This window comes from Antarcticibacterium arcticum (assembly GCF_007993795.1).
GTDB lineage: Bacteria > Bacteroidota > Bacteroidia > Flavobacteriales > Flavobacteriaceae > Gillisia > Gillisia arctica.
The window spans coordinates 1,968,283-1,981,369 of sequence record NZ_CP042476.1; the positions used below are offsets into that span (position 1 = coordinate 1,968,283).

Below are 13,087 nucleotides of genomic sequence, written 5' to 3' on the forward strand. Positions count from 1 at the left end.
ATTTCAGCTATCTTTATATTTTTTCTGGCATGAAATTAGCTTCAGCAGTATTGATGGTATTTTAAAAGATGTAAAAACATCTGCCATTTGAAATTCTCAAATAACCTTAAAAAAATTCCCTATGAAAAAATTACTACTCTTATTATTGATACCCATATTTTCAGGTTGTGCCGAACTACAGGATATTGCAGGCCAAATGCCAAATGGCGGCTATGGGGTTTCCAATGTCGAAATTGGATTGGGTTTACGCCAGGCCCTGAATTTTGGAATTGACAAGCAGGTAACAAAACTAACCAAAGAAGATGGTTTTTTCCGGAATGATTTAGTGCGTATTGGCTTGCCTGCAGAACTTCAGAAGGTTGATAAAACCCTTAGAGATGTTGGCCTTAGCTCCCTGGCCGATGAAGGACTTAAAGTACTTAACCGCGCTGCAGAAGATGCCGTAAAAGAAGCTACCCCAATTTTTGTTACAGCCGTTAAAGAGATCACTTTTACTGATGCCAGGAATATTTTACTGGGAAATGATGTTGCTGCTACCACCTATCTCACGCAAAAAACCACCACCCCATTATACGGAAAGTTTAACCCTGTAATTCAGAATTCCCTGGACAAAGTGGGTGCTACAGAGGTGTGGACCAACATTATAAACCGTTACAATGCCCTTCCACTCACTTCAAAGGTAAACCCGGACCTTGCCGATTATGTTACCAATGAAGCTTTAAAGGGTGTTTTCACTATGATCGCTATTGAAGAGAAGGAAATAAGGAACAACCTGGCAGCCCGAACTACGGGATTATTACAGCGGGTATTCTCCCTGCAAGACTAATTTTTAACACTAACTTCTGATATTCAGTGGGTTTATGTCCAATTTTTAACCTCCCCTTAATATTTCCAAGACTTAAGAGGGGGTATTTTTGTATCAAAATATAATGTGATGTTTGGATTCTTATTTAGAAGTGAAGAGGATCGCTTAAGCCACAAATATACTCAGTTAATGTATCGTGCTTTTAGTATAGCACCTGTGGATAAAGAAAAAAGCGATAAATTAAATGCAAGGGCACAAAGAATACTTAAACAATTGAAGAGGATGCATTATAAGGAACTGGATAATTGTTTCTGAAAATGCCCGAAATAATCTATTGCCTGTAACAATCTGGAACCATACCAGCTGAAATATTCCCCATTTGCAAACGTAATCCTGCATTTGCAAAAATGCTGTATTTCCTTTTTATGAATTTCACTGAAAGGAAATGGTTCAGAAGAAAGCAGGATGAGATCTACATTGGCACTGGTGAGTTCCTCAGGCTCTATCACTGGATAGCGCTCATCTCGTTCTGCAAAAATGTTTTCCCAGTTATTTAGCTCCAGTAACGTATTGATAAACGTATTTTTTCCTGCAACCATCCAGGGATCCCGCCATATGAAATAAGCGACCCGTAATTTCCTTTTAGGCAGCGCCGTAAAAATCATTAACTTACTTTCTATTCCTTTCACCAAAACCTGAGCCTCCTGCTTTTTATTAAAGAGGTCCCCATACATTTCTATAAGTTCCAGCGCATCACTTATTTCTATGATATCAGAAACATGAACCGGTGCTACATTCTCCAACTCCCGCACCATTTCCTGGGTATTTTCTTCCTTATTACATAAAATGATATCAGGTTTAAGAGCTTTTATTTTATCAATTTTTACTTTTTTGGTACCTCCAACTACGGATATGGTTTTTCGCAAATGAATTGGATGCACACAAAATTTTGTGATCCCCACGAGATTCTCTTCCAGCCCGAGATCCACTAAAAGTTCGGTCTGGCTTGGAACCAGAGAAACAATACGCCGCAAAGGTTTTAAAATTTTAATCTCCCGATGCAGTTGATCGTGTATGATCATAAAACAAAACCTAAATATTGGCTATTTGCACTGCCATTTCCCGCTGCAGGACTTCAGCTTTTGCGGCAGCGATCTCGGCAAAATTGGAAGTTTCAGAGGCATAAATAATCCCTCTGGAGGAGTTCACCAACAATCCAATATCTTTGGTCATTCCATATTTACATACTTCTTCCAGGCTTCCACCCTGAGCTCCTACCCCAGGCACGAGTAAAAAGCTTTCAGGAATGATCTTTCTTATCTCAGCAAGAAATTCTGCTTTTGTAGCACCTACCACATACATAAGTCTTTCAGCATTTTCCCATGTACGCGACACTTCCAGCACCTTTTTGTAGAGTTGGGTGCCGCCCGTCTCCAAAGTTTGAAAATCAAATGCGCCTTCATTTGAGGTAAGTGCCAGTAAAATTGCATGTTTATCTCTAAACTGAAGAAATGGCTCCACCGAATCTTTCCCCATATACGGTGCCACGGTAATGGAATCAAATCCCATTTCATGGAGAAATGCTTTTGCATACATAGAGGAAGTATTGCCTATATCACCGCGTTTGGCATCGGCAATGGTAAAAATTTCCGGATAATTACTGTTTAAATAATCTATGGTCCTGGAAAGGGCTTTCCAGCCTTTTCTACCGCAGGCTTCATAAAATGCAGTGTTGGGTTTATAAGCTACCGCAAATTGATGGGTGGCATCAATAATTGCCTTATTAAAACTGAAAATAGGATCATCTTCAGAAAGTAAATAGGTGGGGATCTTCTCAAGATCGGGATCCAGCCCTATACATAAAAAAGATTTTTTCTTTCGTATTTGGGCAATAAGGTCCTGCGTGGTCATAAGTGGGTTTTTTAATAATGGAGGAAAGATAATATATAAAAAAAATTCCCGCAAAACCTGCGGGAATTTTAAGTTCTTAACTAGAAAACATCGCTGTTCTCCCTGAGTTTCCTGGTATTTTCCACCAGGGAAAGCTCGTCGATTATCTTTTGAATATCCCCGTTAATGATATTGGAAAGATCATAAAGGGTAAGATTGATCCTGTGATCTGTTACCCTGCCCTGGGAATAATTATAGGTTCTAATCTTTGCACTACGGTCACCACTGGAAACCATGGAATTACGCTTGGCAGAATCAAGTTCCATTTGTTTGGCAAGCTCCTGTTCATATAACCTGGAGCGAAGAACCCTAAAGGCCTTTTCCTTATTTTTATGTTGTGATTTCTGGTCCTGGCACTGGGCAACCAATCCCGTAGGAATATGCGTTAAACGTACAGCCGAATAGGTTGTGTTAACACTTTGCCCTCCCGGTCCTGAAGAACAGAAATAATCTATTCTCACATCTTTGGGGTTGATCTCTACTTCAAACTCTTCTGCCTCCGGCAAAACCATTACAGTGGCTGCCGATGTGTGTACCCTGCCCTGGGTTTCGGTTTGAGGTACACGCTGTACACGGTGAACCCCTGCTTCAAATTTAAGGGTGCCATATACATCTTCGCCCGTGATCTCAAAGATCATTTCCTTGAATCCCCCACTGGTGCCCTCATTATAATCTACAATATTGGTTTTCCAGCCTTTGCTTTCGCAATATTTGGTGTACATTTTATAAAGATCTCCTGCAAAAATACTCGCTTCATCCCCACCGGTCCCGGCGCGAATTTCCATTACAACATTTTTCGCATCTTCAGGATCTTTAGGCACAAGCATCATCCTGATCTTATCCTCCAGGGAAGCAAGTGAATCTTTGGATTCTTCCAATTGCATTTTTGCCATCTCTGTCATTTCAGGATCACTTCCGTCTGCGAGCATCTCCTGGGCTTCGGTAATATTATCTGTAAGTTGAATGTAGGTTTCCCGTACATCCATAAGCGCCTTAAGGTCCTTATATTCTTTGTTCAATTCAATATACCGCTTTTGGTCTGAAATTACCTCCGGCTGGATGATAAGATCATTAACCTCATCAAAGCGTTGCTTCACTATATTCAGCTTCTCAATCATAAATTTTAAGATGATTTTTCAGGACAAATTTACAATAATTAACGGGATTTGAAATAATTCAGGAAGCGGGCATTCCATGTGATGGGATTTAAAAAATTACCCCTGTGATTCTATGACCTTAGCTTATTTAAAAAAATATAAACTGAGAGCCTAAATAAATTTTTATGGGCATAAAATTTTAATAGGAATAAATCTTTTTAAAGAATTATAATGTAGCTTTGAGAAGGACCGTTTAATATGCTCACCAGGATCACACCGGTATTTTATTTTTACAGGAAATTTCTCCTGCCATCTATATTATTTAATTTTTTACTCATTTTCCTGAATTTGTCCTTTGCTGTAAGTTTTGCCGTGAAGGTTTTGTTTTTCGCGCTATTGCTCTTTGTATATCTCTATACAAAACAAAAAAGTAAGCTTATTTTTTATCAAAATCTATCTATTGGCACGGGCCTGCTTTTTGGGCTGAGTTTTATTATGGATATTTTTCTGTTAGCAGTAACCTATTTACTCTTTGACTATGTTAATTGAAATTGACAATGTAGAACTTAGGATTTCCAATGGGCTGCTTTTAAACGGAATATATTTAAAAGCTGAAACAGGAAAAATCACAGGTATTCTGGGTCCCAATGGTTGCGGCAAAAGCAGTTTGCTCAATATTTTCTTTGGAAGCCTTCAACCCCAACACCGTCTTTTACGCATAGACGGCAAGCCCTACCTCAAACCGCTATACACCTATGGCTTTGTAAAATACCTTCCTCAGGATGCTTTTATACCTACCCATTTAAAAATAAGACGTGTTTTTAAACTCTATGGGGTTTCCTGGGAGGAATTTACGGGAGAATTTGAGAATTTTTCCTCCTTTAAAAATTCTACGGTTAAAGAAGTATCCGGAGGGGAGAGACGGTTAATAGAGGCATACCTTATTCTTTAAAGCAAAGCTCAAATAATACTTCTTGATGAACCTTTTACCCATCTTGCCCCTGTTTATATTGAAAAGTTCTCTGAACTTCTTAAAAGGGAAGCAAAGACCAAAGCAATTATTATGACAGATCATTTATACCATCACATTATCGAGGTGGCAGATGAACTTTATTTCCTTACCAATGGCTGCACGCAGCTTATAAAAGATCCGGCTGAACTGGAAAATCTTAGATACCTTGCATCAGGAACCCTTTAAGTATAGAGGATAACCCGTGTTTTAATTATAAACAAATTCGCCGTGCTCGCTTTTTATAGTTAGTTTTTTAGTATCTGCGGGTTCCACCCTTCCAATGATCTTGGCCTCCACATCAAATGACCGGGAAATCTGGATGATCTGGTCTGCAATAGATTCATCAACATATAATTCCATACGGTGCCCCATATTAAAAACCTGGTACATTTCCTTCCAGTCTGTTTTGCTTTCCTGCTGTATAAGTTTAAAGAGCGGCGGCACAGTGAACATATTATCTTTTATTATGTGCATATGATCTATAAAATGCAGGACTTTGGTCTGGGCACCTCCACTGCAATGAACCATTCCATGGATCTCCTTATTACTGTATTGGGAGAGGATTTTTTTAATAACCGGGGCATAGGTTCTTGTAGGCGAAAGCACGAGTTTCCCGGCGTCCAGGGGTGAATTTTCAATTTTATCTGAAAGCGATCTTGTCCCCGAATAAATAAGTTCTTCAGGAATACTGTTATCAAAACTTTCCGGATATTTTTCAGCAAGGATCTTGGAAAACACATCATGACGTGCAGAGGTAAGGCCGTTACTTCCCATACCGCCATTGTATTCCTTTTCATAGGAAGCCTGCCCAAAGGAAGCAAGACCAATAATTACATTGCCCGGTTTAATATTGGCATTGTTGATCACATCATTTCTCCACATACGGGCGGTTACAGTAGAATCTACAATTATGGTGCGCACAAGGTCCCCAACATCTGCCGTTTCTCCACCTGTTGAATGGATCTCAACTCCAAATTCTTTAAGATCGGCTATAAGTTCTTCTGTCCCGTTAATAATTGCCGAGATCACTTCCCCGGGGATCAGATTCTTATTGCGGCCAATGGTTGAAGAAAGCAAAATATTATCTGTTGCTCCCACACACAGCAGGTCATCTATATTCATGATAAGCGCGTCCTGTGCAATCCCTTTCCATACCGAAAGATCCCCGGTCTCCTTCCAGTACATATAAGCGAGAGAAGACTTTGTTCCTGCACCATCTGCATGCATAATGAGACAATAATCCTCATCCCCGGTAAGATAATCTGGCACGATCTTGCAAAAGGCCTGTGGAAATAACCCTTTATCTACATTTTTGATAGCGTTGTGCACATCTTCTTTTCCTGCAGATACACCTCTGCCTGCATATCTCTTGCTTATTTCCTGGCTCATGGAATGTTTTCTTTATAAGTTTTCAAAGATACATGCTTTTGATTTTCTGAAAAGCAGGGAGAAACCTTTATTTATGGTTTTTATATTCTAACAAAGAAGTTATTTTCAAACTCCTTAAAAGAAAAATCCCGCCGTAGCGGGATCTTTTATTAAAACTATCGGGTGAATAATAACTCCCGGTACTTCGTCAATGGCCAGATTTCATCATCAACCAAAAGTTCCAGTTTATCACAGTGGTATCTTATAGTTTCAAAGAATGGCTTTACGTTATCACAATAAGCATCTGCACGATCCTGTGCATTTTCTATTTTATTGGCTTTCTTACGGGCATCGATCATATTTGTAACATCTGAATTTATGTTTTTAATATGATCTGAAATTTCTTTGATGATCTCCAGCTGTTCCGCAGAATGCGTTTTAAAGTCTTCAGCAAAAATATCTTTCAATCCGCGAACGTTTTTAATAAGGATGTTTTGGTATTTAATTGCTGTAGGAATTATGTGGTTCCTCGCAATATCTCCCAGGATACGACCCTCAATCTGAATGCGCATGGAATATTCTTCCAGCTCGATCTCGTGGCGGGCTTCAACCTCCCTTTTGTTCATTACCTTCATTTCCTCAAAAAGCGCGATGGTCTTTTTGGAAATTTGAGCTCTAAGGGCTTGCGGTGTGGTTTTATTATTGCTTAAACCTCTTTTGGCAGCTTCTTTTTGCCAGGCTTCGCCATAACCATCTCCTTCAAACCTGATCTTTTTTGAATCCTGGATATATTCTCTTAATACATTGAAGATGGCATCATCCTTCTTCATCTTTTTATCCTTCACCAGGGAGTCTACGCTCTTTTTGAATTCTGTTAACTGCTTGGCAACGATCGTATTTAAAACTGTCATTGGATTGGCACAGTTTGCCTGCGATCCCACAGCGCGGAATTCAAATTTATTCCCGGTGAATGCAAATGGGGACGTCCTGTTCCTGTCAGTATTATCAAGGAGGATTTCAGGGATCTTTCCTACTACATTTAATTTAAGTTCTGTTTTTTCCTGTGGTGATAATTTCCCGTCGGTTACTTTTTCAAGCTCGTCCAACACTGCTGTTAACTGGCTACCTATAAAGGCAGATATAATGGCAGGTGGGGCTTCATTGGCTCCAAGACGGTGATCATTGGCCGCACTTGCAATAGTTGCTCTTAACAACTCCTCATAATCGTGTACCGCTTTAATGGTATTGATAAAGAAGGTAAGGAATTGCAGGTTCTTCATTGGCGTGCTACCGGGGCTTAATAAATTCACCCCTGTATTGGTGCTTAAAGACCAGTTATTGTGTTTTCCGCTTCCGTTAATTCCCTGGAAAGGTTTTTCATGAAAAAGCACCTTGAAATTATGTCTTTCAGCAACCTTATCCATCACATCCATTAGCAGGGAGTTATGATCTACGGCCAGGTTTGCTTCTTCAAAGATAGGAGCAAGTTCAAACTGGTTGGGTGCAACCTCGTTGTGGCGTGTCTTCACCGGGATCCCCAAAAGCATACATTCAATTTCCAGATCTCTCATATAGGCAAGTACCCTTGAAGGGATAGACCCAAAATAATGGTCATCCAACTGCTGACCCTTGGCTGGGGAATGTCCCAGCAAAGTTCTGCCAGACAATTGTAGATCTGGTCTTGAGGCAAAGAGAGCAGAATCTATAAGGAAATATTCCTGTTCCCAACCCAAAGTAGTTTCTACACGGTTTACATTCTTATCAAAATATTTAGCCACAGCGGTAGCTGCGCCATCTATAGATTGCAAAGCACGTAACAGCGGTGTTTTATAATCCAATGCTTCCCCGGTATATGATACATATACGGTAGGAATACATAAAGTGGTTCCATAAATAAAGGCCGGAGATGTAGGATCCCAGGCAGTATAACCTCTTGCTTCAAAAGTATTTCTTATCCCCCCGTGCGGAAAACTGGAAGCATCAGGCTCTTGTTGAACAAGTTGATTTCCTCCAAATTTCTCAATGGCCAGGCCGTCTCCAATTGTTTCAAAAAAGGCATCATGTTTCTCAGCTGTAGAGCCGGTAAGCGGCTGGAACCAGTGAGTATAATGGGTTGCGCCTTTTGTAATGGCCCATTCTTTCATTCCGGTAGAAATATGATCGGCCACGACGCGGCTAATTTTTAAACCAGAAATATTAGCTTCCATTACACTGTTGAATGCTTCCTTGGTAAGGAACTGGCGCATTACAGCTTCATTGAAAACATTTTTTCCAAAAAGATCAGATCTGCGGTCTGTCTCGTCAATTTTAACCGGCTTGCGGTTAAGGGTCTCTTTTAAAGCTTGAAATCTTAATGTTGCCATGGATATTTTTAAAGGGTTACCCGGCAAAAGTAACAAAATATTAAACACACCCCCTAAATTTTTGGGGGTATTAATATTAAATTTAACTTAAATTGTTCCAGACCCCCCCCCTTAATTATTCCAAAAATGCCAATCCAATAAAAATTACATAAGGAACAAAAAGAATTAAACCTTTGTAACGGCTTAATATAAATCGCTGCGGAAGAAAAGCAAGCGGAATAAGGATAAAAGCAAATCCCAGCATCCAGAAAACATCTACACTAAGAAGTTTTTCTGAAACCAGATTTATTGGCTGAATAATCGCGGTGATCCCCAGAACCGAGGAGATATTAAAAATGTTGGAACCAATAAGGTTACCCAGGGAAAGCGCCTTTTCTCTTTTAAGTGCCGCAATTACCGAAGCTGCCAGTTCCGGGACACTGGTACCAATGGCTATAATAGTAACAGATATTACTCTTTCACTTATTCCCATCATCCCGGCAACATCTACTGCCCCTTTTACCAACAATTCTGCACCCCCCCAAAGGGCTACCCCCCCTATAAGAAGCCATACAATTATTTTGAAGTTAGATGTCTTTTCCAGGGTTTCATCTAAATCGGCCATATCAACTTTTACTTTTTTGGCACGTCTTATTAAGAAGAATAGATATACCACCAGGGACACCACAAGAATAATCCCCTCTATTCTTGAAAGTACGCCACCGCTTTGAAGCAAAAAATATAGCGCAATGGAGAACAACATCATTACCGGCCAGTTGAACCTGTAGAAGTCACGATCTACCACCAGTGGTGAGATAATAGCCGTAATTCCCAGCACCAGTCCTAAATTGGCAATATTTGAACCTATTACATTTCCAAGCGAAATATCAGAAAATCCGTTGAGGGCGGCCTGTAAGCTCACCAATAGTTCAGGAGCCGAAGTGGCAAAAGAAACCACCGTTAGACCTATGACCATTTTCGATAATTTCAGCTTAAAGGATAAACCAACAGATGATCTTACCAAAAACTCTCCACCTACTACCAGTAATGCCAGTCCTATCAGGATAAATAATATACTCATTTAAATTTTTTAGGCAACGAAGATAAGAAACATCTCAAAACTGCCGATTTCAAATTTTATAACGACAAAAATAGTTTTATAACTATAAATACAGTTATATTTGAAAATCGTTTAATTTTTTTTATGCTTTACAGGTTTAAAATTTTTATTGGTGTTTTCCTGCTTTCAGGATTTTTGGGGCAGGCCCAAACCCAAATCACCGGAACGATACTAAGCGTGACCGATTCCCTCCCAATCCCCGGGGTTGCAATTTATTTCGACGGCACCAGTATTGGGGTAGCTTCGGGACAGGATGGCCGGTTTTCTATAAAAACAGAAAACAGCCTAATCAGTGTCCTTATTATAAATGCCCTGGGGTACAAAACAACATTTATCCAGGACCATTTGGGAAAACAAGACCTGGGTTATATTTTCCTTGAAGAAAGCCAGGAAAGTTTAGAGGAAGTACATCTTGAAACAGATCCCTGGAGCAGGAAGAAAAAGCTTGAGATATTTAAGAGGGAATTCCTGGGAAAAACTCCTGCGGCTCTGAAGTGTGCAATCCAAAACGAGAAAGATATTCAATTAAGGTATATTCCTTCAACCGAAACACTTGTTGCATATGCAGATGTTCCGCTGAAAATAGTTAACCGGTATTTGGGGTATGAGGTCACCTATAATTTAACCAATTTCAAAGCCGAATTCAATTCGGCAACCGGATTAAGGTATACCAAATTGGTATATTTTGAGGGCTATAGCTTCTTTAAGGAACTTCGAAAAAAACCATCGGCCAGTTTTCTCAACAACCGGGAATCCACTTTCAATGGCTCTTCCCTGCATTTTATGAGGGCGCTGGGTTCTCAAAGCCTTTGGGAAAATGGCTTCAGGATCTTTCATGACAAACTGGAGGTGTTGCCCTATGCCTTCTTCAGCATAAGAACCACCGGCAATCTTACTGAAGTAGAATTACAAACAGATAACCTCATCATTGTATATGGGCCACTTGTGCAATCTAAAATTCAGGCAGATGGTAAATTTTTCATAGACAGAAATGGGAATTTCTCCCCGCCCCAAAGTGTGATGTTCAGTGGAGAAATGGGGAATTCCAGATTTGCCTTAATGTTGCCTTTGAACTATAATTTATAAATCAACTATTTTTATAGGTTTATAACTATATTTTTCGTTATATTTCGCTAAATTAAAGTTAGTATGGAAAAACTTACCAATAAAGAAGAAGAGATCCTGCACATTCTCTGGAAGCTGGAGAAGGCTTTTGTAAAAGATGTGCTGGCAGAGATCGAGGAGGAAAACCTTCATTATAATACAGTGTCAACTATTATAAGAAATATGGAAGAAAAAGGATATGTTGGTCACAAAGCGTATGGTAAGACACATCAATATTTTCCCGTGATCTCCAAAGAAGTGTACAGGAAACAATTTATGAACACCGCTTCCAAAAAATTCTTTGATAATTCTTATAAAAACATGGTTTCCTTTTTTGCCAAAGAAGAAAAGATAAGTGCAAAGGAACTCCGGGAGATCCTGGACCTAATTGAAAAAAAGAAATAATATGGAAGTTTTCCTTGTTTATATTCTGAAAAGCGCTGGCATCCTCACTATATTTTATATGGCCTATTTTCTATTATTAAGAAATGATACTTCTTTTAAAGTAAACCGGAAATTCCTCCTGGGTGGTATCTGTGGGAGCTTTATCCTTCCTTTGGTTTATTTTACTAAAAAAGTAGTAGTTGAGGTTTCAGCACCGGGACCGGAGGTATCACATACAGAATTTTTGATAACTGCAGCAGAACAGGAAATCAACTGGTGGTTTATTTCAGGAGTAATTTATTTCCTTGTCTCAGGAATTTTGTTGCTTAGATTTATGCTTCAGTTATTCAGGATCATATCTCTTGTAAATTCCCTGCCAAAACAAAATTCGGATAAATTTAAAATGCTGCATTCCAAAGCAGAAACCAGCCCTTTTTCCTTTTTTAATTACATAATCTATAACCCAAAGATCCATACCCCCCAGGAACTGGAACTCATATTGAAACATGAAATGGTTCACGCCGGGCAAGGTCACACTTTCGACCTGCTTTTGGGAAACCTCTTAACCTGTTTTCTATGGTTCAATCCCCTGGCCTGGTTTTATAAAAAAAGCATTATTCAGAACCTCGAGTTTATTGCCGACAGGGAAACGGTGGATGCAGTTTCCTCAAAAAAAGAATATTTGCACACCCTCGTAAAAGTTTCCTTTGGAGACCTGCAACCCGCTCTTTCAAATTCATTCTATAAATCATTCATTAAAAAAAGAATTCTTATGCTTAACAATAACAAAACCTCCACCGAAAACCTCTGGAAGATCAGTTTGGTATTTCCTGCACTTCTGGCATTTATGCTCGTATTTAATGTACAAACCAAAGTATATTCCCAGGAGAAAACTACCATATTAACCACCGTAATGGAAGTTTTCATTGATATCGATAAAAATACCACCCGGGAAGACCTTGAAGGTTATATAAACTTAATGGCTGAATACGACGTCATCCTGAAATTCAACGATATCAAATACAATGAAGAGGGTTTATTAACCAATATTAAGGTTGAATTTATTGACAAATCCAATGTTTCATCTGGTTCTGTAACCAAAAGCAACACCGGTGGAATAGAAAGTTTCAGGTATGTTTACAATAAGGAAGAAGGCAGCAGGTTTACCAGTCCAAAAGCCCACGCGCCGGTTAAATCCAATACAGTAAATGTAAAGAAAACAGTATTTAAAACTTCCCCGGAAGACAGTACCAAGATCTCCTTTGATATAAAAAACGAAGGTTCAGAACCAGTGTATATTCTTAACGGAAAGGTTTTGAAGAATGCCTCCACAATAAAAGCGATTGATCCTAACAATATTAGTGGTATTAATGTCTTAAAGGGACCGTCTGCAGTTTCCCTTTATGGGGATGCTGCAAAAGATGGGGCAATTATTATTACCACAAAAAAATCAGGCGACACCATTCAATCTAGTGGCTTCACCTATTCAACCTCAAATAGGGTAATGCCTGATAGTATTAAATATAATCCTACATATACCCTTCATAGTGTTGAATTTAGTGATGACAGCAACCGGGGTCGTACAAGAGTATTCCGTGCTGGTGAAGAAGTTTTTTTTCCGGAACGAGTTAATACTGAAGTTGGGAGAAGGGTGGTTATCACGAATAACAAAAGTTATTATGTCGATACTCCTTTAGTAGTTGTGGATGGCGAGGAAAAACCTGCCGACTTTAATATGACCAGTCTAGATAATTCACAAATTAAAAACATCAGTGTTTTAAAAAGAGAAATGGCGGTAAAAAAATACGGCGAAAAAGCAAAAGGTGGTGTTATAGAGATCACCCTGAAAAACAAGAAAAAATAGGTGAGATAAAATAAAGGTATTGGAAAGAGGCAGCCATTTTA

The 13,087-nt window shown here is 39.2% G+C and carries 13 protein-coding genes; 7 read left to right on the plus strand and 6 right to left on the minus strand.

Annotation, left to right across the window (positions count from 1 at the left end):
- Positions 1-121: 121 nt before the first annotated feature.
- Both FK178_RS08920 and FK178_RS08925 read left to right on the plus strand, forming a co-directional pair.
- Positions 122-826, plus strand: coding sequence for a DUF4197 domain-containing protein (locus FK178_RS08920; RefSeq protein WP_146833742.1), 705 nt, complete (start codon positions 122-124; stop codon positions 824-826).
- 108 nt (positions 827-934) lie between these two features.
- Positions 935-1,120 carry a Lacal_2735 family protein gene (locus FK178_RS08925; protein ID WP_146833745.1) on the plus strand — a complete coding sequence of 62 codons (186 nt, stop codon included), beginning with the start codon at positions 935-937 and terminating at the stop codon, positions 1,118-1,120.
- Here the strand turns inward: FK178_RS08925 and FK178_RS08930 are convergent.
- The 3 genes from FK178_RS08930 to prfA all read right to left on the minus strand — a co-directional run bounded on the left by FK178_RS08930 (position 1,093) and on the right by prfA (position 3,873).
- Positions 1,093-1,887, minus strand: a complete 795-nt coding sequence (locus FK178_RS08930; RefSeq protein ID WP_146833748.1) for an ABC transporter substrate-binding protein — start codon at positions 1,885-1,887, stop codon at positions 1,093-1,095. The two genes, FK178_RS08925 and FK178_RS08930, sit on opposite strands and share 28 nt — an antisense overlap.
- 10 nt (positions 1,888-1,897) lie before the next feature.
- On the minus strand, positions 1,898-2,716 hold the full coding sequence (pyrF, locus tag FK178_RS08935; protein ID WP_146833751.1) for an orotidine-5'-phosphate decarboxylase: 819 nt from the start codon (positions 2,714-2,716) through the stop codon (positions 1,898-1,900).
- A gap of 80 nt (positions 2,717-2,796) precedes the next feature.
- Positions 2,797-3,873 (minus strand): peptide chain release factor 1, encoded by a 1,077-nt coding sequence (prfA, locus tag FK178_RS08940; RefSeq protein WP_146833754.1) that lies wholly within the window; start codon positions 3,871-3,873, stop codon positions 2,797-2,799.
- A gap of 517 nt (positions 3,874-4,390) precedes the next feature.
- Between prfA and FK178_RS15650 the strand changes: the two genes are divergently transcribed.
- Both FK178_RS15650 and FK178_RS15765 read left to right on the plus strand, forming a co-directional pair.
- Positions 4,391-4,804, plus strand: a complete 414-nt coding sequence (locus FK178_RS15650; protein WP_240793806.1) for an ATP-binding cassette domain-containing protein — start codon at positions 4,391-4,393, stop codon at positions 4,802-4,804.
- A 111-nt stretch (positions 4,805-4,915) separates the two neighbouring features.
- Positions 4,916-5,050: a hypothetical protein gene (locus FK178_RS15765; protein WP_262711690.1), complete on the plus strand. Its 135-nt coding sequence runs from the start codon at positions 4,916-4,918 to the stop codon at positions 5,048-5,050.
- 21 nt (positions 5,051-5,071) lie between these two features.
- On the opposite strand, the gene FK178_RS08950 is transcribed toward FK178_RS15765, so the two are convergent.
- From FK178_RS08950 to FK178_RS08960, 3 genes are all read right to left on the minus strand, one after another.
- Positions 5,072-6,253 carry an AIR synthase related protein gene (locus FK178_RS08950; protein WP_146833757.1) on the minus strand — a complete coding sequence of 394 codons (1,182 nt, stop codon included), beginning with the start codon at positions 6,251-6,253 and terminating at the stop codon, positions 5,072-5,074.
- Between the two features lie 155 nt (positions 6,254-6,408).
- The gene (locus FK178_RS08955) at positions 6,409-8,595 is read right to left on the minus strand and encodes a glutamine synthetase III family protein (protein WP_146833759.1); all 2,187 of its coding nucleotides are present in this window, start codon (positions 8,593-8,595) and stop codon (positions 6,409-6,411) included.
- Positions 8,596-8,710: 115 nt separating this feature from the next.
- Positions 8,711-9,655 (minus strand): calcium/sodium antiporter, encoded by a 945-nt coding sequence (locus tag FK178_RS08960; RefSeq protein WP_146833762.1) that lies wholly within the window; start codon positions 9,653-9,655, stop codon positions 8,711-8,713.
- Positions 9,656-9,778: 123 nt separating this feature from the next.
- Here FK178_RS08960 and FK178_RS08965 point away from each other — a divergent pair, with 123 nt between their 5' ends.
- The 3 genes from FK178_RS08965 to FK178_RS08975 all read left to right on the plus strand — a co-directional run bounded on the left by FK178_RS08965 (position 9,779) and on the right by FK178_RS08975 (position 13,046).
- On the plus strand, positions 9,779-10,780 hold the full coding sequence (locus FK178_RS08965; protein ID WP_146833765.1) for a carboxypeptidase-like regulatory domain-containing protein: 1,002 nt from the start codon (positions 9,779-9,781) through the stop codon (positions 10,778-10,780).
- A gap of 63 nt (positions 10,781-10,843) precedes the next feature.
- Entirely contained in the window at positions 10,844-11,203 is a 360-nt protein-coding gene (locus tag FK178_RS08970; RefSeq protein WP_146833768.1) for a BlaI/MecI/CopY family transcriptional regulator, read from the plus strand.
- Between the two features lies 1 nt (position 11,204).
- Positions 11,205-13,046, plus strand: a complete 1,842-nt coding sequence (locus FK178_RS08975; protein ID WP_146833771.1) for a M56 family metallopeptidase — start codon at positions 11,205-11,207, stop codon at positions 13,044-13,046.
- The last annotated feature ends 41 nt before the right edge of the window (positions 13,047-13,087 follow it).

What these genes read in the sequence shown, in the direction of transcription:
- prfA (WP_146833754.1), bottom strand. Translation starts at nt 3,873, where the DNA reads ATGATTGAGAAGCTGAATATAGTGAAGCAACGCTTTGATGAGGTTAAT.
- FK178_RS08920 (WP_146833742.1), top strand. Translation starts at nt 122, where the DNA reads ATGAAAAAATTACTACTCTTATTATTGATACCCATATTTTCAGGTTGT.
- FK178_RS08975 (WP_146833771.1), top strand. Translation starts at nt 11,205, where the DNA reads ATGGAAGTTTTCCTTGTTTATATTCTGAAAAGCGCTGGCATCCTCACT.
- FK178_RS08930 (WP_146833748.1), bottom strand. Translation starts at nt 1,887, where the DNA reads ATGATCATACACGATCAACTGCATCGGGAGATTAAAATTTTAAAACCT.
- pyrF (WP_146833751.1), bottom strand. Translation starts at nt 2,716, where the DNA reads ATGACCACGCAGGACCTTATTGCCCAAATACGAAAGAAAAAATCTTTT.
- FK178_RS08970 (WP_146833768.1), top strand. Translation starts at nt 10,844, where the DNA reads ATGGAAAAACTTACCAATAAAGAAGAAGAGATCCTGCACATTCTCTGG.
- FK178_RS08955 (WP_146833759.1), bottom strand. Translation starts at nt 8,595, where the DNA reads ATGGCAACATTAAGATTTCAAGCTTTAAAAGAGACCCTTAACCGCAAG.
- FK178_RS08960 (WP_146833762.1), bottom strand. Translation starts at nt 9,655, where the DNA reads ATGAGTATATTATTTATCCTGATAGGACTGGCATTACTGGTAGTAGGT.
- FK178_RS15650 (WP_240793806.1), top strand. Translation starts at nt 4,391, where the DNA reads ATGTTAATTGAAATTGACAATGTAGAACTTAGGATTTCCAATGGGCTG.
- FK178_RS15765 (WP_262711690.1), top strand. Translation starts at nt 4,916, where the DNA reads ATGACAGATCATTTATACCATCACATTATCGAGGTGGCAGATGAACTT.
- FK178_RS08925 (WP_146833745.1), top strand. Translation starts at nt 935, where the DNA reads ATGTTTGGATTCTTATTTAGAAGTGAAGAGGATCGCTTAAGCCACAAA.
- FK178_RS08965 (WP_146833765.1), top strand. Translation starts at nt 9,779, where the DNA reads ATGCTTTACAGGTTTAAAATTTTTATTGGTGTTTTCCTGCTTTCAGGA.
- FK178_RS08950 (WP_146833757.1), bottom strand. Translation starts at nt 6,253, where the DNA reads ATGAGCCAGGAAATAAGCAAGAGATATGCAGGCAGAGGTGTATCTGCA.